The sequence below is a fragment of the Streptomyces lincolnensis genome (assembly GCF_021173675.1).
Classification (GTDB): domain Bacteria; phylum Actinomycetota; class Actinomycetes; order Streptomycetales; family Streptomycetaceae; genus Streptomyces; species Streptomyces lincolnensis_B.
Window position 1 is genome coordinate 1 of sequence record NZ_JAIHON010000033.1, and the last position, 20,437, is coordinate 20,437.

General features: G+C 70.9%; 18 protein-coding genes, 2 tRNA genes and 1 pseudogene. 8 read left to right on the forward strand and 13 right to left on the reverse strand.

All coding sequences use genetic code 11. The annotated features are described in order from the left end of the window. Positions 1-300: 300 nt before the first annotated feature. A tRNA-Lys gene (locus K4B79_RS47235) sits at positions 301-374 on the reverse strand. 177 nt (positions 375-551) lie between these two features. Here K4B79_RS47235 and K4B79_RS47240 point away from each other — a divergent pair. The 5 genes and pseudogenes from K4B79_RS47240 to K4B79_RS47260 all read left to right on the forward strand — a co-directional run bounded on the left by K4B79_RS47240 (position 552) and on the right by K4B79_RS47260 (position 6,059). Continuing rightward, positions 552-1,853 carry a peptidoglycan-binding protein gene (locus tag K4B79_RS47240; RefSeq protein ID WP_232033674.1) on the forward strand — a complete coding sequence of 434 codons (1,302 nt, stop codon included), beginning with the start codon at positions 552-554 and terminating at the stop codon, positions 1,851-1,853. A 78-nt stretch (positions 1,854-1,931) separates the two neighbouring features. Continuing rightward, positions 1,932-3,041, forward strand: a complete 1,110-nt coding sequence (locus tag K4B79_RS47245; RefSeq protein ID WP_232033675.1) for an SPFH domain-containing protein — start codon at positions 1,932-1,934, stop codon at positions 3,039-3,041. 113 nt (positions 3,042-3,154) lie between these two features. Further along, positions 3,155-3,760, forward strand: coding sequence for a lytic polysaccharide monooxygenase auxiliary activity family 9 protein (locus K4B79_RS47250; RefSeq protein WP_232033676.1), 606 nt, complete (start codon positions 3,155-3,157; stop codon positions 3,758-3,760). Positions 3,761-3,879: 119 nt separating this feature from the next. Continuing rightward, the gene (locus K4B79_RS47255; RefSeq protein WP_232033677.1) at positions 3,880-4,356 is read left to right on the forward strand and encodes a DUF3592 domain-containing protein; all 477 of its coding nucleotides are present in this window, start codon (positions 3,880-3,882) and stop codon (positions 4,354-4,356) included. Positions 4,357-4,404: 48 nt separating this feature from the next. Next, a pseudogene (locus tag K4B79_RS47260) lies at positions 4,405-6,059 on the forward strand (long-chain-fatty-acid--CoA ligase). On the opposite strand, the gene K4B79_RS47265 reads toward K4B79_RS47260, so the two are convergent. The 6 genes from K4B79_RS47265 to ehuB all read right to left on the reverse strand — a co-directional run bounded on the left by K4B79_RS47265 (position 6,025) and on the right by ehuB (position 10,293). Continuing rightward, positions 6,025-6,098, reverse strand: a tRNA-Lys gene (locus K4B79_RS47265). The pseudogene K4B79_RS47260 and the gene K4B79_RS47265 sit on opposite strands and share 35 nt — an antisense overlap. A 91-nt stretch (positions 6,099-6,189) precedes the next feature. Beyond that, complete coding sequence (locus K4B79_RS47270; RefSeq protein WP_232033678.1) at positions 6,190-6,948, reverse strand: IclR family transcriptional regulator; 759 nt, start codon at positions 6,946-6,948, stop codon at positions 6,190-6,192. A 220-nt stretch (positions 6,949-7,168) separates the two neighbouring features. Beyond that, complete coding sequence (gene ehuA / locus K4B79_RS47275; protein WP_269464832.1) at positions 7,169-7,993, reverse strand: ectoine/hydroxyectoine ABC transporter ATP-binding protein EhuA; 825 nt, start codon at positions 7,991-7,993, stop codon at positions 7,169-7,171. Further along, positions 7,983-8,630 (reverse strand): ectoine/hydroxyectoine ABC transporter permease subunit EhuD, encoded by a 648-nt coding sequence (gene ehuD / locus K4B79_RS47280; RefSeq protein WP_232033679.1) that lies wholly within the window; start codon positions 8,628-8,630, stop codon positions 7,983-7,985. Before ehuD ends, ehuA begins: the two co-directional genes overlap by 11 nt. Beyond that, the gene (ehuC, locus tag K4B79_RS47285) at positions 8,627-9,367 is read right to left on the reverse strand and encodes an ectoine/hydroxyectoine ABC transporter permease subunit EhuC (RefSeq protein ID WP_374208599.1); all 741 of its coding nucleotides are present in this window, start codon (positions 9,365-9,367) and stop codon (positions 8,627-8,629) included. Before ehuC ends, ehuD begins: the two co-directional genes overlap by 4 nt. After that, a complete protein-coding gene (gene ehuB / locus K4B79_RS47290; RefSeq protein ID WP_374208600.1) occupies positions 9,367-10,293 on the reverse strand; it encodes an ectoine/hydroxyectoine ABC transporter substrate-binding protein EhuB in 927 nt (308 codons plus the stop codon). The genes ehuC and ehuB overlap by 1 nt, the downstream gene beginning before the upstream one ends. A gap of 96 nt (positions 10,294-10,389) precedes the next feature. On the opposite strand from ehuB, the gene K4B79_RS47295 reads away from it, so the two are divergent. Next, on the forward strand, positions 10,390-10,884 hold the full coding sequence (locus tag K4B79_RS47295) for a DUF3830 family protein (RefSeq protein ID WP_232033681.1): 495 nt from the start codon (positions 10,390-10,392) through the stop codon (positions 10,882-10,884). A gap of 376 nt (positions 10,885-11,260) precedes the next feature. Here K4B79_RS47295 and K4B79_RS47300 read toward each other — a convergent pair whose 3' ends face one another. The 5 genes from K4B79_RS47300 to K4B79_RS47320 form a co-directional block, all read right to left on the reverse strand. Next, positions 11,261-12,823: an asparagine synthetase B family protein gene (locus K4B79_RS47300; protein WP_232033682.1), complete on the reverse strand. Its 1,563-nt coding sequence runs from the start codon at positions 12,821-12,823 to the stop codon at positions 11,261-11,263. A gap of 12 nt (positions 12,824-12,835) precedes the next feature. Continuing rightward, the gene (gene aroA / locus K4B79_RS47305) at positions 12,836-14,140 is read right to left on the reverse strand and encodes a 3-phosphoshikimate 1-carboxyvinyltransferase (RefSeq protein WP_232033683.1); all 1,305 of its coding nucleotides are present in this window, start codon (positions 14,138-14,140) and stop codon (positions 12,836-12,838) included. Positions 14,141-14,171: 31 nt separating this feature from the next. After that, the gene (locus tag K4B79_RS47310) at positions 14,172-15,497 is read right to left on the reverse strand and encodes a 3-phosphoshikimate 1-carboxyvinyltransferase (RefSeq protein ID WP_232033684.1); all 1,326 of its coding nucleotides are present in this window, start codon (positions 15,495-15,497) and stop codon (positions 14,172-14,174) included. Beyond that, positions 15,494-15,955: a RidA family protein gene (locus K4B79_RS47315; RefSeq protein WP_232033685.1), complete on the reverse strand. Its 462-nt coding sequence runs from the start codon at positions 15,953-15,955 to the stop codon at positions 15,494-15,496. The genes K4B79_RS47310 and K4B79_RS47315 overlap by 4 nt, the downstream gene beginning before the upstream one ends. A gap of 120 nt (positions 15,956-16,075) precedes the next feature. Continuing rightward, positions 16,076-17,653, reverse strand: a complete 1,578-nt coding sequence (locus K4B79_RS47320; protein WP_232033686.1) for an MFS transporter — start codon at positions 17,651-17,653, stop codon at positions 16,076-16,078. A gap of 120 nt (positions 17,654-17,773) precedes the next feature. Here K4B79_RS47320 and K4B79_RS47325 point away from each other — a divergent pair, with 120 nt between their 5' ends. Together K4B79_RS47325 and K4B79_RS47330 are read left to right on the forward strand one after the other, a co-directional pair. Continuing rightward, entirely contained in the window at positions 17,774-18,133 is a 360-nt protein-coding gene (locus K4B79_RS47325; protein ID WP_232033687.1) for a winged helix-turn-helix transcriptional regulator, read from the forward strand. Positions 18,134-18,302: 169 nt separating this feature from the next. Continuing rightward, positions 18,303-19,031 carry a methyltransferase domain-containing protein gene (locus tag K4B79_RS47330; protein ID WP_232033688.1) on the forward strand — a complete coding sequence of 243 codons (729 nt, stop codon included), beginning with the start codon at positions 18,303-18,305 and terminating at the stop codon, positions 19,029-19,031. Positions 19,032-19,047: 16 nt separating this feature from the next. On the opposite strand, the gene K4B79_RS47335 is transcribed toward K4B79_RS47330, so the two are convergent. After that, positions 19,048-20,433 carry an amidase gene (locus tag K4B79_RS47335; RefSeq protein ID WP_232033689.1) on the reverse strand — a complete coding sequence of 462 codons (1,386 nt, stop codon included), beginning with the start codon at positions 20,431-20,433 and terminating at the stop codon, positions 19,048-19,050. Positions 20,434-20,437 lie beyond the last annotated feature (4 nt).

Consider the following 20,437-nt stretch of genomic DNA (forward strand, 5'->3'; position numbering starts at 1 on the left):
ATCGTGCGCCGCCAGGGACTCGAACCCCGGACCCGCTGATGCTGCATTTCCCGGGGGGCAACCCCCGGACCCCCGGCCGCCTCTGCGGCACCGGGAAGCACTCGCGCCCATGGCGAAGGCCCCCCGCGCTCGCGAGGGGCCTTACCTGTCTGTGCGTCGCCAGGGACTCGAACCCCGGACCCGCTGATGCTGCATTTCCCGGGGGGCAACCCCCGGACCCCCGGCCGCCTCTGCGGCACCGGGAAGAGCTCGCGCCCATGGCGAAGGCCCCCCGCGCTCGCGAGGGGCCTTGCCTGTCTGTGCGCCGCCAGGGACTCGAACCCCGGACCCGCTGATTAAGAGTCAGCTGCTCTAACCAACTGAGCTAGCGGCGCGTGCTGACCTGCACAAGCTTACCGGACGGTGGGCGGTGCTCCGGACCGGGCGGGGGCGGGTCCGGCGGGGTGGCGTACATCATTCGGACCGTCAACATGCGCGTCGGGACGACAGTTGAGAAACTGACGAATGTGCACAAGAGCGGACTTTTCCATCCGGAATATGAGGGGAATCGCATGGCGACTCCGGTCTTCGAGGAATTCGATCCCGCGAGCGACTGCGACTGTCCCGGATGCGTTCACTGGCGGCGGGCCCTGCCGCACTCCCCGTCCGGCCACCACCCGGCCGCCCACCGCGCGGTGATCCTCGCCGCCGCGGCCGCCACGGCGGTCGTCGCCGGCCACCCGGCCACCGCCTACGCCGCCCCCGCCCACCCGGGCACCCCCGTCCGGGACGAGCCCGACACCCCCCAGGGCGGCAAGACCCCGCTGCACGGACCGGGCAGCCGCCCCGCGGGCTCCCTGAAGACCCCCGAGACCACCCGCGCCGACATCATCAGGCGGGCCAAGACCTGGGTCGCCGCGAAGGTGCCGTACAGCATGTCCCGGTACTGGGGCGACGGCTACCGGCAGGACTGCTCGGGCTTCGTGTCGATGGCCTGGAACCTGCCGGGCAACGAGTGGACGGGCAGCCTCGACCAGTACGGGGTGCGGATCGCCAAGGAGGACCTCCAGCCCGGCGACATCCTGCTGTTCCACAACCCCTCGGACCCCCAGCAGGGCTCCCACGTGGTGATCTTCGGCGGCTGGACCGACTACACGCACACCTCCTACCTCGCCTACGAGGAGACCCGCCCGTACGCCCGCCGGCAGGCCACCCCGTACGCCTACTGGAGCCACGCCGACCGCTATCTCGCCTACCGCTACAAGGGGCTCGTGGGCGGTGGCACGGCGGGCCCCGGCAGCGACAAGCCCGGCACCGCGAAACCGGACGGCGAGGCCGGGACGCCCTACCCGGGACGGGCGTACTTCGGGCCCGGCGCGAACAACAAGTACGTCACCCGGCTCGGCCGCATGCTCGTCGAGCGCGGCGCCGGGCGGTACTACACCTCCGGCCCGGGACCGCGCTGGTCGGACGCGGACCGCAGGGCGACGCGGGCCTTCCAGCAGGCCCAGGGCTGGCGCGGCCAGGACGCCGACGGACTGCCCGGCCCGCTGACCTGGACGCTGCTGGTCTCGGGTGACGGCAAGGACATCACGTCCGGGGCGGCCGGTCCGCCCGCACCCTCCTCGCACGGGGTGCCCGGCTACCCGGGGCGGGCGATGTTCCGCCCCGGCGCGACCAACGCCCACGTCGCCCAGCTCGGGAAGCAGCTCGTGAAGAAAGGATTCGGCAGGTACTACACGTCCGGTCCGGGACCGCGCTGGGGCGAGTCGGACCGCCGGGCCGTGGAGGCATTCCAGCGCGCCCAGGGCTGGCGCGGCGGCGCGGCGGACGGCTACCCGGGGCCGGAGACCTGGCGGCGGCTCTTCTCGTAGACCCGCGTCGTAGACCCGTACGACCACCCCTAAGTACCCCCTGTTGTGACGCATCTGGCGCGGAGGCTGGAGGCACGCATGAGTACGACCACCCCCCACACCCCGGAGCCCGAGGGCCCGTCGAGGCCCGCCCGGCTCATCCAGAACGAGTCGACCACCGAGATCCCCGTCCACCTGCTGTTCCGGGACGACCCGGACCCGGCGCCGGTGGCGCTGCGGCCCGCGGTGGTCGGGCGCCGCCAGGGGACGGGCGAGCAGCCCCGCTTCCGGCGCCAGGTGCCGGCGAAGCCCCGGCCCGTGGCCGAGGTCGACCCCGCGCTGGCGGAGCGGTCCGCCCGGGTGCTGCCCGGCGCGGTGGGGGTCCTCGCCGGCACCTGCGGCCTGGCCGGGGGCGTGGCGGCCTCGTGGTGGGCCGGCGTGCTGCCCCCGCTCGCGGTCGAGGCGCTGGAGCTGCCCTCGTACGCCGGGACCGGCCTCGGCCCCGTGCAGTGGGCGGCGTACGCGGGGACGGGCGCCCTCGCCCTGTTCGGCTTCGGCGGCCTCGCGCGCGGGCGGACCGGACGGGCCTGGGTGCTCGGCCTGTTCGGCCGCTACCGGGGGACCGTCCGGCGCACCGGCCTGCTGTGGGTCAACCCGCTGCTGCTGCGCCGCCGGGTCGACGTACGGCTGCGGCACTGGCGCAGCGAGCCGATGGCGGCGGCCGACCCGAACGGGGTCGCGCTCAGGGCCGTGGTCCTGGTGGTGTGGCGGGTGCGGGACACCGCGCGGGCCACGCTGGGCGTGGAGGACCACGAGACGTATCTGCGTGAGTGCGTGGAGGCGACTTTGGCCCGGGTGCCGGTGGAGCCGCCCGGATCGGCGCGGAGCTCCGCCGACGCGGCCGCGGAGGTGCTGACCCGGCTGGTGGCGGGGGACGCGGCACCGGTCGGGATCGAGGTGTTCTCGGTACGGCCGCTGCGTGTGGAGTACGCCCCCGAGGTCGCCGCCGCGATGCACCGCCGCCGGATCGCCGCGCTGGACGCCCAGCACCGGGCGAGCGTACTCACCTCGGTCGTCGACTCGGTGGAGGACACGGTGACCCGGCTGACCATGCGGGGCCTGGTGGAACTGGACGACTACGAGCGCAAGGCGCTGGTGAAGGACCTGACGGTGGCGTTCTGCTCGGGGCGCGGGGAGACGTCCGCCTGAACGGTCTTGTGATTGGTATGGACATGTTCAACCAGCGGCAATAATCTCAGACTTGGTCTAGACCTACCTGCACAGCTCGCTGAACTTCCCCCACGTTCTCCAGGAGCGGCAGCATGCGCAAGAAGACCAAGTGGTACGCCGCCGCGCTCGGCCTCGCGACGACCGGAGCCCTGGTGCTCTCGTCCGGTGGCGCGAGCGGACACGGCTACACCGACCTCCCCGTCAGCCGTCAGAAGCTCTGCCAGAACGGCTCCGTGACCAACTGCGGCGACATCCAGTGGGAGCCGCAGAGCGTCGAGGGCCCCAAGGGCTTCCCCGCCTCCGGCCCGGCCGACGGGCGGATATGTTCCGGCAACAACACGCGCTTCGCGCAGCTCGACAGCCCGCGCACCCCGTCCGGCGGCGCCTGGCCCGCCACGAGGGTGTCCGGCGGCCAGAGCTACACGTTCCGCTGGCAGTTCACCGCCATGCACGCCACGAGCGACTTCAAGTACTACGTCACCCGGCCGGGCTGGAACCAGAACCACAACCTGGCCCGCTCCGACCTCAACCTCACCCCCTTCCTCACCGTCCCCTACGGCGGTCAGCGGCCCCCGTCCACGCTCTCGCACAGCGGCACCCTGCCGTCCGGGCTCAGCGGACGGCACGTCATCGTCGCCGTGTGGACGGTCGCGGACACCACCAACGCGTTCTACGCCTGCTCGGACGTCACGTTCTGAGCCGGCCGGGGACTTCTGGGGTTTCCTGAGGTTCCCTTGAGCGAATCGCGCGGTCGGCGTGGGTATTTTCCTCCTACGCCGACCGACCAGGGTCGGCGCACGGACCTCGGGGGATTCGCATGGACGTGATGTTCTACGTCGTACCCGGCCTCATCATGGCCGTCGCACTGTTCGGCGCCTACCGCGTGGTGCGGCGCTGGCTCCAGATGCGCGGCGCCTGGAACAGCGGCCTCACGGCCGAGGCCCGCTGTTTGCGGATGTTCACGACGACGCACGGCGGCGGCGAGTCGCGGGTGCGGACCGTCATCCACCACGTCTACGAGTTCACCGCCCGCGACGGCCGCACCGTGCGCTTCGAGGAGGAGGACGGCCCGAGGACCGTCCTGGAAGGGGACATCGTCACCGTCTACTACAGCGAGGGCCGCGAGGTGGCCGCCACGGCCGTCCCGCCCCGCCACGGCAAGCAGGCGGCGACCACCTTCGCGATCCTGGCCTTCCTCGGCGTGATGGTGGCCTTCTGCATCGGCTTCATGGTCACCTACAGCGACCTGTCCTCGTCCTCGGACAGCGTGGACTCCGAGATCACGGGCTTCTAGGGTTCCGGCCCTCCACATCTGACAGCTCGTCAACTACCGTGCGCCCCCATGGAGTCCGAGGCGCGTACGGTGGCCGAGCTCGTCGCCCGCCGGTGGGGCGACCACCGGCCGGGACTGTGGTGCGGACAGGCGGCGCTCACGCATCACGAGGTGGCCGCGGGCGCGGCGGCCCGGGCGGCGCTGCTGGCCGATCTGCTGCCGCGGGACGCCGTACCGCATGTGGGCGTGCTGCTCGACAACACGCCTGAATACCCCCTGTGGCTGAGCGCCGCCGCCCTCGCGCGTGCCGCCGTCGCCGGGATCAACCCCACCCGCCGGGGCGCCGAGCTGGCCCGGGACATCCTGCACACCGAGTGCCGGATCCTGGTCACGGAACAGGCCCACCTGCCGCTGCTCGACGGCCTCGCCCTGCCCGGCGTACGCCTGCTGGTCACCGACGCCCGGGAGTACGACGACCTGCTCGCGCCCTACGCCGACGCCCGGCCGGACGCCTCCCGGGCCACCCCCGCCGACCGCCTCCTGCTCTACTTCACCTCGGGCTCGACCGGCGCCCCCAAGGCCGCGCTCTGCTCCCAGGGCCGACTGGCGGCCGCGGGACGCTCACTGGCCGGGCAGTTCCGTGTCCGGCCGGACGACGTGCACTACGTCTGCATGCCGATGTTCCACGGCAATGCGGTGATCGCCGACTGGGCGCCGGCGCTCTGTGCCGGGGCGGGGGTGGCGCTGCGGCGGCGGTTCTCGGCGTCGCGGTTCCTGGCGGACGTGCGGGAGTACGGGGCGACGTACTTCACCTACGTGGGCCGTGCCGTGCAGTACGTCCTGGCCACCGAGGAGCGCCCCGACGACCGGGACAACCCGCTGCGCCTCGGCTTCGGCACCGAGGCGGGGGCGGTGGACGCGGCGGCCTTCGAGCGGCGCTTCGGGGTGCGGCTGGTGGAGGGGTACGGCTCCTCGGAGGGCGGCGCGGCGATCCAGTGGCGGCCGGGCACACCGCCCGGCGCGGTCGGTCCCGCCGTACCCGGTCTGGTCGTCCTGGACCCGGAGACGGGCAAGGAGTGCCCGTCGGCCGTGTTCGACCCGGCCGGGCGGCTGCGGAACGGGGACGCGGCCATCGGGGAGCTGGTCAACCGCGGGCCCAGCCCCTTCGAGGGGTACTGGCGCAACCCGGCGGCCGAGGCCGAGCGGCGGCACGACGGCGGCTACTGGACGGGCGACCTCTTCTACCGGGACACCGACGGCTACCTCTACTTCGCCGGCCGCACCGACGACCGCCTGCGCGTCGACAGCGAGAACCTGGCCGCCGCGGTGATCGAGAACATCCTCGCCCGCTACGAGGGGGCACACGCCGTCGCCGTGTACGCGGTCCCCGACCCGGTGACCGGGGACCAGGTGATGGCGGCCCTCGCCGGCACCTTCGACCCGGCCGCCTTCACGGCCTTCCTGGACGCCCAGCCCGACCTGGGCACGAAGATGGCCCCCCGCTTCGTACGCGTTCTGGACCGCATGCCGGTCACCGCCACGAACAAGATCCACCGCGCCCGCCTGCGGAAGGAGGGCGTCCACTGCGCCGACCCGGTGTGGTGGCGACCACCGGGGGAGAAGGGCTATCAGAGGCTTACTTCCGTAGACGCCGAAGGGCCCCTCGTATCACGAGAGGCCCTTCATCCGTGCGCCGCCAGGGACTCGAACCCCGGACCCGCTGATTAAGAGTCAGCTGCTCTAACCAACTGAGCTAGCGGCGCATGACTCCCGCCCTCCGCCTTCGGCGGCGAGCGACGAGAAAATACTACCTGGTCCGGGAGGGTGCTCCTGACCACCCGCAGAGGGGCGGCCCTAGATCGCCAGGGACAGCAGTACCGGTGCCGCTCCCCGGTTCAGTTTGTCCGCGGCCTGGCGGAGGCGGTGGGCGTGTTCGAGGGGGAGGGAGAGGGCCAGGCAGCCGACGGAGGAGCCGGCGGTGATCGGGACGGCCGCGCAGACCGTGCCGACGGCGTACTCCTGGAGGTCGAGGTGGGGCACGGTGGGCGGCTGGGTCTCCAGACGGGAGAGCAGCAGCTTGTCGCTGGTGATGGTGCGCGAGGTGAGGCGGGCCATCTTGTGCCGGGAGAGATGGTCCCGGCGGCCGTTGTGGTCGAGCTGGCCCAGCAGGCTCTTGCCGAGCGCGGTGGCGTGGGCGCAGGAGCGGAAGTCCACCCACTCGTTGACCGAGGGAGTGGCGGGGCCGTCGGCGTACTGGGCGACGGTGACCTCACCGTCGACGTACCGGCTGATGTAGACGGCCGCGCCGATGGAGTCGCGCAGCCGGTCGAGGGTGCCCTGGAGCTTCTCGCGCAGGGCCTGGTCGCGGTCCTCGGCGGAGCCGAGGCGGGTGAGGGCGGCGCCGGTGACGTACGCGCCGTCGGCCACCTGCTCGACGTAGCCCTCGCGGCGCAGCATCCTCAGGAGCGTGGTCAGGCGCTCCGGGCTGAGGCCGGTCAGGCGGGCGAGCCGGCTGTCGGTGACTCCGGTGGTGTGTCGCGCCACGGTCTCCAGGACACGCAGCGCGTCCTGGGTCGAGTGGTACGGCGCGGTCGGCTCGTGCTTCAGCGCCACGGTTTCCCCCTGCGCTCGCTCGGTCGCTCTGTGGTGGGGCCGTATTCCGGACAGCGGATCCTCTCCACGATAACCGGCAAGGGGCTTGTAGTGAGCGCCTGTTGACGAGATTGCGACGGTCCCGCACCCCGCTCAGCAGGGGCGCTGAGACCCTGGCATATGCCAGGGTCACGACCCGCCCTCCGGACCTCGGTTCTTGAACGACGTTCACTTCTTGTGGTCACAGGATCGCGCTGAGAAATTCCCGCGTCCGGTCCTGCTCCGGCTCGCTGAAGATCTTCTCCGGCGGCCCCGACTCGATGACACGACCGGAGTCGAACATCAGGACCTGGTCGGAGATGTCCCGGGCGAAGTTCATCTCGTGGGTCACACAGAGCATCGTGATGTCGGTGGTGCGGGCGATGTCCCGCAGCACGTCGAGGACGCCCGCGACCAGCTCCGGGTCCAGCGCGGAGGTCACCTCGTCGAGCAGCAGCACCTGCGGGCGCATCGCCAGCGCGCGGGCGATCGCCACCCGCTGCTGCTGGCCGCCGGACAGCTGGGTCGGGTACTTGTCGAGGTGCTCGGTCAGACCCACCAGTTCGAGCAGCTCGCGGGCCCGCTGCTCGGCCTCGTCCTTGGACAGGCCGAGGACGGTGACCGGGGCCTCGGTGATGTTGCGCAGCACCTTCATGTTCGGGAAGAGGTTGAACTGCTGGAAGACCATCCCGATGTTCTTGCGGACCTCGCGGATGTGCTTCTCGCCCGCCGGGGCGAGGTGGCCATTCCTCCGCTCGTGGAAGAGGTAGTTGTCACCGACCTTGATCGTGCCCTCGTCGGGCTTGACCAGGGTCATCAGCAGCCGCAGGATCGTCGTCTTGCCGGAGCCGGACGGGCCGATCAGGGTGACGTGTTTGCCGGAGGCCACCGAGAAGTCCAGCTCGTCCAGGACGGTGTTGCTCCCGAAGCGCTTGGTGACCTTGTCGAAGCGGATCAGCTCGCTGCCGTCCACCGGCGGGTTGTCGTTGCCGTCGTGATCGTTCTTCACAGGGGTGTCAGCGGACAAGACGTCGCTCCAGGGCTCGGATCAGGAGGGAAGCGGGGTAGGCGATGACGATGAAGGCCACACCCACGACGGTGAGCGCCTCCGTGGTGAAGGTCTCGTTGCTGAAGGCCTGCGCCTCGCCGAGCATGTCGAAGGCGCCGATGGTCGCGATCATCGGCGAGTCCTTGAGCATGGCGACCACGTAGTTGCCGAGCGGCGGGACGACGCGGCGGATCGCCTGCGGCAGGATCACCGCGCGCCAGGTGCGGCTCCTGGACAGGCTCAGCGCCGTGGCCGCTTCCCACTGGCCGGCGGGAACGCCTTCGATGCCCGCGCGGTAGACCTCGGCGGTGTAGGTGGAGTAGTGCAGCCCGAGGCCGACGATGCCGGTGGTCAGCGGTGACATCGACGGGCCGAAGTTGGGCACCACGTAGAACAGGAAGAAGAGCTGCACCAGCAGCGGGGTGTTGCGGATGAACTCCGTGACGGCGGTGACCGGCCAGCGCACCCACACCAGCGGGGACCGCTGGGCCAGCGCCCACACCAGACCGAGCGCGAAGGAGATCAGCGTGCCGATCGCCAGGGCCTGGAGCGTGACCAGCACGCCGTCCCAGAACCGCGGCATGAAGTCGTCCACGACCTGCCAGTCCCAGTTCATCGGACACCTCCGGCAGACGGGGCGCCGGCCTGGAGGCTCTCGCCGCGGGCGCCGGTTTTCGCGGTGATCCCGCCCCGCTTCTCGGGCTGCTGCCCGATTCCGGCCTTGGCCTTGCGCTCCAGCACCCGCATCCCGCGGGTGATGAGGAAGGCGAGGACGAAGTACAGCACCAGCAGCAGTGTGTAGACCGGCGTGGTCTCGTTGGTGCCCAGCCGGAGCAGATTGCCGGCGAAGGTCATGTCGGCCACCGTGATGACCGAGACCAGGGCCGTGCCCTTCATCAACTCGATCAGCAGGTTGTTGAACGGCGGGACCATCTCGGGCCACGCCTGGGGCAGTTCGATCAGGCGCAGCCGTTGCCAGCGGGTGAAGTTGAGGGCGATGCCCGCTTCCTTCTGGGCCGGCGAGACGGCGGCCAGGGAACCGCGGACGACCTCGGAACCGTAGGCGCCGTAGGTGAGGCCGAGCGCGCTGACGCCGGCCCACATGGGTGCCAGCTGCCAGCCGAAGAGGGGCAGGGCGAAGAACATCCAGAACATCAGCACCAGGGCCGACGTGCCGCGGAAGATCTCGAAATAGACCCCGGCGAGGAAACGGACGATCCAGTACTGCGAGGCGCGGGCCAGACCGATCCCGAACGCCACGACCGCGCCGAGGGCCGCCGCGTACACCGTCACCTGAATGGTGACCCAGATACCCGGCAGGAACCAGGTGGTGAAGAACTCCGAGCTCATCATCAGCCGCACAGCTCCTTCGCCGTGAGGTCGGTCATGTCGGTCATGGTGAAGCCGAACGGGCTGACGATGTCGAGAAGCTCCTTGTAGTCGTTCTCCTTGAGCTTCAGCAGTTCCGCGTTGAACTCGTCGCGGAAGTTCTTCTCGGACAGCCGGAAGGCGAATCCGCCCGCGCCGTAGGCGGGTTTCCCGTCCACCACGGGCTGGAAGGGCGTGGTCGCCGAGACGCGGCCCGACCCCGCCACCGCGTCCTTGACCGTGATGCGGGTGCCCGCGAAGGCGTCCACCCGGCCCTGGGCCACCGCGTCGAGACCGGCCACCTGGTCCGGCAGGACCAGGACGTTGCCGATGCCCGCGGCCTTGGCGTAGTCGATCTGGGCGTAGGCCTTGCCGGAGGCGAGCCGGAGGCCCTTCTTCTTGACGTCCGCGTAGGTCCTGATGCCGTGCGGATTGCCCCTGCGCACGATGAAGGAGTCCAGCATCAGGTAGTCCGGGTCGGCGAACAGCACCTGTTCGCACCGGACGGGATTGATGTACATCCCGGCGGACACCACGTCGAACTGCCGTGCCTTCAGCCCGGGAATGAGGGCCCCGAAGTCCACCGGCACCGGAATGACCTCGTCGATGCCGAGATTCTTGAAGATCACCTTCGCGATCGCGGGTGCTTCCCCGGTGGCCTGCCCGTCGTCTCCGACGTAACCGAAGGGCGGCTCGCTGGCTATGCCGATCTTCACGGATCCCTGATCGCGCAGGGTGTCCAGCAGGCTGCCTCCGAGCACCTTCCCGTCGCCGGGGACGCGGCTGCAGCCGACCATCCCGAGACTTCCCACCGCACCGAGCGACACCGCTCCGGCGAGCAGTGAGCGGCGACTGAGCGTTCTTTGGGATTCGTTGTCGGTTCCTGATCGGTTTGCGTGTGGTCGGGCCATGGGCGCGCGGCTACCCGACTTCATGAAGGTTATGCGGATCACTTTCGGCCCCGATGATCGCCGAGGCACCCTTGACCGCGGGTGGACCATGGACGCATGGCTGACCGATACATCGAAGTCTCCCTGGTCAAGCGCGGGACCACCGCCACCGCGAAGCTCCTCGACGACCGTGCGCCGATCACCTGCGCGGCGGTCTGGGACGCCCTCCCGCTGAGCGGGGACGTCTACCACGCCAAGTACGCCCGCAACGAGATCTACGCCCTCTTCGAACCCTTCGCCGCCGCCGAGCCGCCCTTGGAGAACCCCACGGTGACTCCGATCCCGGGCGATCTCTGCTACTTCTCCTTCGCGGGCGCGGAGCTGGGCACGAAGGCCTACGGCTACGACCGCGAGGTCCGCTCCGGGGCGACCCTCGTCGACCTCGCCCTCTTCTACGAGCGCAACAACCTCCTCCTCAACGGCGACGTGGGCTGGGTCCCGGGGATCGTGTGGGGGCAGATCATCGAGGGCCTGCCGGAACTGGCCGACGCCTGCAACGACCTGTGGCGCAACGGGGCGGCCGGGGAGTCACTCGCCTTCCGGCGGGCGTGAGCCCCCGCGAAGGTCGACCTGCCCGAGCCGCCTCGCCGAGGGCGCGTCGCCGGGTCTCCGGGCGCACCGGGCGGACCTGCCCATGCCCGTGAGCAGTGCGGGCACGATGAACGTGCCGAGCATCGCGCCGATCCGGCTGCGGCTGGTGGCGACGCCGGCGCCGGGGCCGTCGCGCGGATCTCCGTGGGACACATCTCGTCCGGGTGGATCCGTCGCAGGGCGGTCGGGCCGCCGATGAACAGCGCGTAGCCGCCGAGCAGTGCGCGACGGTACCGCTGTGCGGTTACGCGCTCGCCGGGGCCCGCCGAGGTGACGCCACCCCGGCGCGGGGGCCGCTCCCAGGAGACGGACTCGCCCCTGGGAGACGGACTCGCTCCTAGGAGACGAACTCGAAGTAGCCGCCCGGGGAGTAGTCGTACCCGGCCCGCTTGTGCCGCTCGTGCGGCATCGGGAAGCCGGCCTTGAGGTACTGCTGGAGGAAGAACGCCCCCTCCGGGGTGTCGACGCCGATGTCCGCGCCGAGCTCCGGGTCGACGCCGCCCTGCGCGCGGGCGTGGTCGACGAGGATGTTCTTCAGCCCGCTGCCGTCGGGCATCCGGATCTTGGGCCGGTCGACGAGATACGACGGCAGCCGGCCGCGGAACGCCTCCCGCAGCAGCCACTTGTCCCGCCCGTCGCGCAGCTTCAGGTCCATCGGGACCGCGTAGGCGAACTCCAGCAGCTGCCGGTCCATGAAGGGGACGCGGGTCTCGACGGTGTGCATCATGCTGGACCGGTCGACCCGTTGCAGATCGGTGCGGTGCAGGTTGTGCACGCGGTACCGCATCAGCTCTACGGGATCCTCGTGCTGCCGGAACAGGTCGTAGCCCGCGTTGACCTCGTCGCTGCCCTCGCCGCACAGCGCGAGCTTGAACCCGTGCTGCCTGACGAGCCGGAACGCGAACTGCCCGACACAGGTGTCCATGGCGTCGATGGCCTCGAAGAACTCCGCCGCGTACGTGACCTCCGGGAGGATGTCGATCAGTTCCCGCCGGTCGAGCCGGGCGACCACGTGCGGGATGCCCTCCTCCCGGCAGTAGCGCTCGGCCACGGCGACGTCGGCCGAACCCTCGAATCCGATGGTGAAGGCCGTCACCGCCGGGTGGTGGCGCCGGGCGGTGTGCAGCACGGCCGCGCTGTCGATGCCGCCGCTGAACGTCACCGCGACCGGCAGATCCGTGTCCACCTGGCGCCGCACCGCCTCGTCGAAGAGCCGGCGGTAGGTCTCCACCGCCTCCTCGGGACCGATGTCACGCGGCGTCGAGGACAGACTGAAGTATCGTTCCTGCTTCCCGTTGCGCAGATACGTCCCCGGATCGAGCGTGTGGATCGGGGCGTCATGGGTGAGCAGGCACTTCTGCTCGGAGGCGAAGTAGTGGGCCCCGCCCTGGCGCACGTAGTAGAGCGGCTTGATCCCGATGTGGTCCCGGGCGGCCAGGAACGACCCGTCCCGCAGGTCGTGGAGCACGAACGCGAACATGCCGTTGAGCCGGTCGAGCAGCTTCTCGCCCCACTGGAGATACCCGTGGATCAGCACCTCGGTGTCCGACTCGGTACGGAACTCGTGGCCGAGGGCCGTGAGTTCGCGCCGCAGGTCGAGGAAGCCGTAGAGCTCGCCGTTGTACGCGACCCGGATCTGTTCGCGCGGGTCGGTCTGGGGCTGCCGGGCGTGCTCCCGGTCGACGATGGCCAGGCGGTTGGTGCCCAGGGCCACCCCCTCCCGGACGGAGTGCTCCGCGAAGCACTCGGCGTCGCCCCGGTGCCGGATGTGGCCGAGCATGGCGAGCAGCTCCCGTTCCAGGTGCTCCGCGTGCTTCAGGCGCTCCGGGTGCTTCAGGCGCTCCGGGTGCGCGGCGTGTCCGTCCGGGCCGGTGTCGATGATCGCTGCGATTCCGCACATGGTGGAGGCTCCTCAGTCGAGCACCGTGACGTGGCCGCCGAGGCGCTGCAGCCGTTCGAAGAAGTCCGGGAAGGTCTGCGCGACGTACTGGGGATCGCGCACGGACAGGCCCTCGCGACTGCGCAGCCCGATCAGTGACATCGCCATGACCACGGCATGGTCGTAGTGGCTGTCTACGGCGACCCCGCCCCGCACCCCCTCCGGGGAGCCGTGGACGATCAGCTCGTCCCGCTTCTCCTCCGCGCGGACGCCGGCCCGCTCCAGCTCCCGCCGGAAGTCGCTGATGCGGTCGCACTCCTTGTAACGGATGTGCTCGATGGTGTGGAAGCGGCTCGTGCCGTCCGCGTGGGCCGCGAGCGCCGCCAGCGGCAGCACGGCGTCCGGCGCCTTCGACCCGTCGAAGTCGACCGCCCGCAGGTCCCCGCCGCCACGCACCCGTACGCCGCGTTCGCCCACGTCGACCGAGACGCCCATGTCGTCCAGGTACTCCAGGACGCCGTCCAGTTCCTCCAGACCGAGGTGGTCGATGTCGACCGTGGAGTCGACCGCGGACGCCAGCGCGAGCAGCGCCGCCGTGCTCGCCGGGTCGGACCCGACGCTGTGGCGGGCGGGCTCGAAGCGGGAGCCGGCGGGGACGTGGAAGGACATGAAGTCGTCGGCGTGCGTCACCTCGACGCCGGTGCGGCGCAGCACGTCGAGCGTGGTGTGCACCGGTGCCGACGCCTTCAGCTCGTCCGGCACGCGCACGGTCAGCGGCTCGTCCAGGAGCCCGCCCAGGAACAGCAGACCGCTCAGGAACTGCGAACTGCGACGGCTGTCGACGCTCACGTCACCGCCGTGGACGCGGGTGCCGTCGAGCGTGATGGGCAGCCGCCCCTCCGCTTCCGTGGTCACCTCGACGCCGAGCGCGCGCAGCGCGTCCACCATCTCGCTGTTGGAACGGCGCCCCAGGGACGCGCTGAAGGGCGTCATGAAGGTGGTCCGGCGCAGCACGGCCGTCGCCCCCAGTAACAGCCTGAGGACCACACCGGAGTTGCCCGGGTTGACGGTGACCCCGTCCCGCTGCCGCCCGGAGCCCGTGACCACGAGGCGGTCGGGAGCGGGGTAGTCGATGCCGGCACCGAGCGCACGGCAACTGTCGATCATGGCACGGACGTTCTGGCTCGTCGCGATGTTCTCGATCTCGCTGCGGCCCGGCGCCAGCGCGGCGGCCAGCACGGCACGCGCCGAGTAGCTCTTGGACGCCGGCGGGTTCACCGTCCCTTTGAGACTGCCGGCCGGGTGGACGTGCAAGGCCTTGTGCTGGATGAAGCTCATGGTCTGTCTCCTGCGACGTGCGGGTGTCGGGTCAGACGGAGTGGATGTCGGCACCGAGGGTGTGCAGTGAGGTCAGGAACTCGGGGAAACTGGCGTGCAGATGCTGCGCGCCGTCGATGAGACACGGCCGGGCGGCGCCGAGCGCGGCGGTCGCCAGGCTCAGGAAGATCCGGTGGTCACCGTGGCTGTCCAGCGTGGTGTCGCCGGCGGGGGTCTGCCGTCCGGAGGTGGTGAAGCCGTCGACCCGTCCGTCGCCGTCGTGGGTCGCCTCGATCCGGCAGCCCATCCTGGTGAGTTCCCGGATCATCACCTCCACGCGCCGGCACTTGTGGTTGTTGACGTGCGCCGCGTTGCGCAGCGTCACCCGGGCCTCGACGAACGGCGCGATCGCGGCCAGGGTCGGCACGACCGTGGGGATGTTGTGCCCGTCGATCCTGATGTGCCGGGCGGCCGGAACGCCCTTGTCGATGCGCAGGCTGCGCTCGACCGGGTCGTACGTCGTGCGGATCCCGAGCTGTTCCAGGACGGTGAGGAACTCCCGCTCCGAGCTGAACTCGGACGGGTAGTAGCCGGCGACCGTGACGGATCCGTGCGGCGCCGTCGCCACCGCTCCGGCCAGATAGGACAGGGCGGTGAAGTCCGAGGCCAGCTCGTGCACATGGGCGTCGTAGGCGCTGGGACGCACCAGGAAGGACGAGCCCTCACGCTCGATCAGGGCGCCCTGGCGCCGCATCATCGACTCCGTCAGGGCGATGTAGCCCTCGCCCACCGCGTCGTCGGTCGTGCACCGGATCCGGACCGGCCCGTCGGCCAGCGGGGCGATCAGCAGCACGCTCGTCAGCACCTGCGAGCTGTGCCGGGTGTCGACGGTCGCCGTACCCGCCAGCCGGCCGCCGCCGTGGATCCGCAGCCGCAGATGCCCGGCGTCGCTGATGTCGGAGAGCGAGCCGCCCAGTTCCCGGACGAAGCCGAGGTACTCCGCGACCGGCCGCCTGAGCATCGAGGCGTTTCCCTCCAGGACCGTGTCGTTCCGGGAGAGACAGGCGACCGCCGCCATGGCGCGGAAGTTGAACGCGGACCCCACCACGGACGCGGTCGCGCCCGACGGCTTCACGGACTTTCCCACCCCGGACAGATGCAGCGTCCCCGGGTCCTGCCCGGTCACGTCGAGTCCGAACTCGCGCAGGGACGCGAACAGGGACTCGGCCTCGGACGACCACGCCGGATTCACGATGCTGCTGGGCGCATTGGCGAGCAGGCTCAGCAACAGGGCCCGCTGCATGTGGGGCTTGGAGTGCGGGACACCGGTGCGGCCCGAAACCCCGTCACGGGCCGGGCCGATCAGGGCCGGCGTCACCGCTCGGCCTCCTCCGCCTGCGCCCCCGCGGGATCGGGCACGATCGCCGTCGCCGTGATCTCCACGAGGAAGTACGGCTTGACCAGACTGGCCTGCACCGTCGTGTTCACGGGAGGCGTCTCGCCGAAGTACTTCTTGTGCGCCCGGGCGTAGTCGTCGAAGTGGGCGAAGTCGCTGAGATGGGTGACCGTGCTCACCACGTGCTCCAGGTCGGCCCCCAGGTCACGCAGGGCGTCCCGGATCTTCCGGATGATGAAGTCGCTCTGCGCGTAGGCGTCGTGGCCCTGCGGGTTGCCCTCGCCGTCGGCGGCGACGGTGCCCGCGATGAAGACCTGGTTCCCGACCCGCACCCCGCGGGCGTAGCCCATCTGCGGCTCCCACACGGAGCTGCTCCAGATGGTCTCCCGCTTGGGGGTCTCGGGGCGCCGGTGCGTGGTGGGCCTGTCGAAGGTCGTCATGGTCGTTCTCCTTACGGTGTTTCCTCAGGGTGTGTTTTCTTCATGGGCCCCCGTTTCCGGGCAGGGCTGTGTCCGCCCTGCGCGGGAAACGGGGCGTTCATGGGGTGACGTACTACGGGATCAGTCGGCCGTCCGGCCGTCGGACGTGGCGTTCTCGGCGAGGGGAGCCGGGTCGTCGGACCCGTGTTTCTCGGGCGGCCCGGACGGCGGGCGCTTGCCGCGGTCCAGCAGGATCAGGACGCCGAGCAGCGCCAGCGCGCCCGCGGAGAGGGAGGTGGCCACCTCGAACCCCGTGTCGAAGGACTCCCGGGCCCGCTCCAGCAGCGCGTCCCCGGCCCGGTCGCCGAGGCGCGCCGCCACTTCCGAGGCCGCGCCGAGCGAGGTGCGCGCGGTCTCGACCTGCTCCGCGGTGGCCTCGGGCACCGACCCGAACGTGGAGCGGTAGACCAGCGTCATGATGGTGCCCAGGAAGGCGAGACCCAGGCCGGCCCCCAGGGAGAACGACGTCTCCTGGATCGCCCCCACCTCGCCGGCGCGCTCCGGCCTGGCCGCGCTGAGCATGGTGTCCGAGCCGAGCGTCATGACCGCCCCGGAGCCGAACCCCGCCGCGATCAGCGCCGGGTAGTTGTTCTCCACGCCGAACACGGCGAACGCGACCAGCGCGGCGGCCAGCAGCAACAGGCCGCCGGACAGCCCCGGTTGGTTGCCGATCCGGACGGTCAGCTTGGGCGCGAGGGCGGCTCCGGCCGCGTTGGCCACGGCCAGCGGGGTCATGGCGAGTCCGGCCTGCAACGGCGAATGGCCGTCGGCCAGTTGCAGCCGCTGGGTCAGCAGGAACAGCAGCGCCGCGTACGAGCCGTAGCACACCATGGTGCACAGCGCGGCCACCGTGAACCGCCGGTCGGCGAAGTGCGAGAGATCGAGCAGCGGAGTGCTGATGCGCCGCTGCCGCACCACGAACGCCGCCAGCAGCAGGAGCCCCGCCACCAGCACGCTCACGGGCAGACCGGTCGAGCCGGCCCCCTCACCGAGCTTCTGGAAGCCGTAGACCACGGCGGCCAGGCCCGCGGCCGACAGCGCCGCACCCGTGCCGTCCCAGCGGTGCGGGTGCGGGTTCTTCGACTCCGGGATCAGCAGTACTCCCGCGACGAGCGCCACGACCACGATCGGCAGGTTGACCAGGAAGACCGAGCCCCACCAGAAGTGCTCGATCAGCATGCCGCCGAGCAGCGGCCCCACGGAGACCCCGACGCTGTAGGCGGACACCCACAGCCCCACCGCGAGCGAGCGCTCCCGGTCGTCGGGGAAGAGGCCGGGGATGATGGCCGGCGTGCTCGACATGATGATCGCGCCGCCGACGCCCAGCACCACGCGCGCCGCGATCAGTTGGCCCGGACCGGCCGCCAGGGCCGCGCCGAGCGACGCGAGGCCGAACACCGCGAACCCGGCCATCAGCATGCGCTTGCGCCCGAACCGGTCGGCGAGCGTGCCGCAGGTGATGAGGCCGGCGGCCACGGTGAGCGCGTAGCCGTCGACGATCCACAGCAGCTCGGAGCCGCTGGGCAGCAACTGCCGGCTGATGGTCGGCACCGCCACGTGCAGCACGGTCAGATCCATGCCGACGAGCAGCAGGCTGGCGCACAGCACGGCCAGGGCGAGCCAGCGTCCGGGAGGGTGTCGGTCTGTGTCCTTGATCACTCAACCAGCGTGTGTGGGCTCCTGGTTGATCGCAAGAACGGTCTTCAGGGGCCCTTGGTACAGTAAATAACCTTCCGTATCACCGGGTATACCAGTGGTGAGGGGTCCAGATTGCGACACATGGATCAGCGCCTCCAGGAGTTAGCCGCCTACTGCGACACCGAGGTCATGCTGGCCGTGGTCGGCGGCAAGTGGAAGCTTTTGATTCTCTTCTATCTGTTCCGCGGGACGTATCGCTTCAGCGAACTCCAGAGAGCCCTTCCCTCCGAGGTCACCCACCGGATGCTCGCCCGGCAGCTGAGAGCCCTGGAGAGCGACGGACTGGTGCACAGGACCGTGTATCCGGAAGTGCCGCCGCGCGTGGAGTACGACCTCACGCCGGTCGGCCGCAGCCTGGAGCCGCTCATCGGGCAGGTCGAGAGCTGGGGTGCCTGGTACCGGCAGTACCTGCGGGAGATGGCCGCCAAAGCGGAGGACTGACCCGTTCTGGCCGGATTCGGTACCCCGTCGCCGGTGTCGTTTGCCCGTGCGACGAGCCGCTGGATAGTGACGGGCAGCAGGATCACGCCCGGACGCGCGGATTCCTGAACAGGATCACGCCCCCACGGGCGCATTCCTGAACCGGACAGCGGCCCCTTTGGAGAACGTGATGTCCCAGACGGAAACCCCGGAAGACTACTACCGGCGCACCCTCACCCTCAGCGGCAACGACGTCACCCGCGAGGACCGGCCCGAGACCTTCACCCTGTACGGCAGGGAGTGGGATCTGCTGGGCGAGGTCTTCGCCCCGATCTACCGTCCCTCGACCAATGTCTCGCTCGATTTCCTCGGCCTCCTCGAACCCGGCCGGTTCGCGTGGGACTCGATGCTGGAGATGGGCTCCGGCACCGGCCTGATCTGTGTCACGGCCGCGCTCGCGGGCTGCGGGCGCGTGGTCGGCGCCGACATCAATCCGCACGCGGTCGAGAACACCCGGCTCAACGCCGCCCGGCACGGCGTCGACGACCGGGTGCGGGCCGTGCACAGCGATCTGTTCGACGGCCTCGACGAGAGCGAGCGTTTCGACGTCATCTTCTGGAACTCCAACTACATCTGGGCTCCGGAGGATCACCGGTTCGAGTCCCCGCACGAGCACGCCTTCCTCGACCCCGGTTACGCGGCCCACCGCCGCTTCCTCAGGGAAGCTCCGCGCTGGACCACGGAAGGGGGATCGGTGCTCCTGTTCTTCAGCAGCACCAAGGGCGACCTCCCGGGGCTCCACCGCCTCGCCGAGGAGACGAACCGGGAACTGAAGGTGATCCGCCGCGAGACCATCGAGGACGGCACCGACATGGCGGTGTCGGAGTACCTCCTGATCGAGGTGACGGAAACACGCTGACCGGGTCCCTCTCAGGTCAGGGCCCTTCAGCCTCCAGCGCGTGCGCCGCCCGCAGCACCAGGTCGTCCCGGTGCCGGGCGGCCACCAGCTGCAGCCCCACCGGCAGCCCGTCGCCGTCCGTCCCCACCGGCACGGAGGCGGCCGGCTGCTGGGTCATGTTGAAGGGGTACGTGAACGGCGTCCACCCGGTCCAGCGCCGGTGCCCCGAGCCCTTGGGGACCTCGGCCCCCGCCTCGAACGCCGTGATCGGCAGGGTCGGGGTGACCAGCAGGTCGTAGGAGTCGTGGAAGCGGCCCATCCGGCGGCCCAGCTCCATGCGGACGTCGACCGCGGCCAGATAGTCGAGCGCGCCGAACCGGGCGCCCTGGGCGCAGATCTCGCGCAGGCCCGGGTCGAGCAGTTCGCGCTGGTGCGGTCCGAAGGCCTGGGTCACCCGCGCCGCCCCGCTGAACCACAGGGTGTGGAAGGCCTCCACCGGGTCGGTGAAGTCGGGGTCCGCCTCGGTGACGTACGCGCCGAGTTCCGCGAGCCGCTCCACCGCCCGCCGTACCGCCGCCGCGACCGCCGGCTGCACGGCCACCTGCCCGCCGAGGGAGGGCGAGTAGGCCACCTTCAGGCCCCGCACCCCGTCCGCGAGCCCCGCCGAGAAGGCGCCCGTGACCGGGCCGAGCGCCGACCAGTCCCGGGAGTCCGGGGCGCCGATGACGTCGAGCAGCAGCGCCGCGTCCGCCGCGTCCCGGGTCATCGGGCCGACATGGGCGAGGGTGCCGAAGGCGCTCGCGGGATACAGGGGCACCCGGCCGTACGTGGGCTTCAGCGCGAAGATCCCGCAGAACGCGGCCGGGATCCGGACGCTGCCGCCGCCGTCGGTGCCGAGCGCGAGCGGTCCCGCCCCGAGCGCCACGGCCGCCGCGGCGCCCCCGCTGGAGCCGCCCGCGGTCCGGGTCGGGTCGTGCGGATTGCGGGTCACCCCGGACAGCGGTGAGTCGGTGACGCCCTTCCAGCCGAACTCGGGGGTCGTGGTCTTGCCGAGGAAGACCGCCCCGTGCTCGCGCAGCCGTGCCACGGAGGGGGCGTCCTCGTCCCAGCGGCCCTGTTCGGACACCGCCCTGGACCCCTTCAGCGTCGGCGCCCCGCGCATCAGCAGGATGTCCTTCACCGTGACCGGGACGCCGTCCACCAGCCCGGCCGGCTCACCGCGCCGCCATCGCTCCGCCGACGCCCGCGCCCGGTCCAGCGCCTCGTCCGCGGTCAGCCGTACGAAGGCGTTCACCCCCGGCTGGATCCGCTCGGCCCGTTCCAGGGCCGCCCGGGTCGCCTCCACGGGGCTGAACTCGCCCTTGCGATAGCCGTCGACGAGTTGCAGTGCGGTCAGTTCGGTGAGCTCGGTGGACTCGGCCATTGGC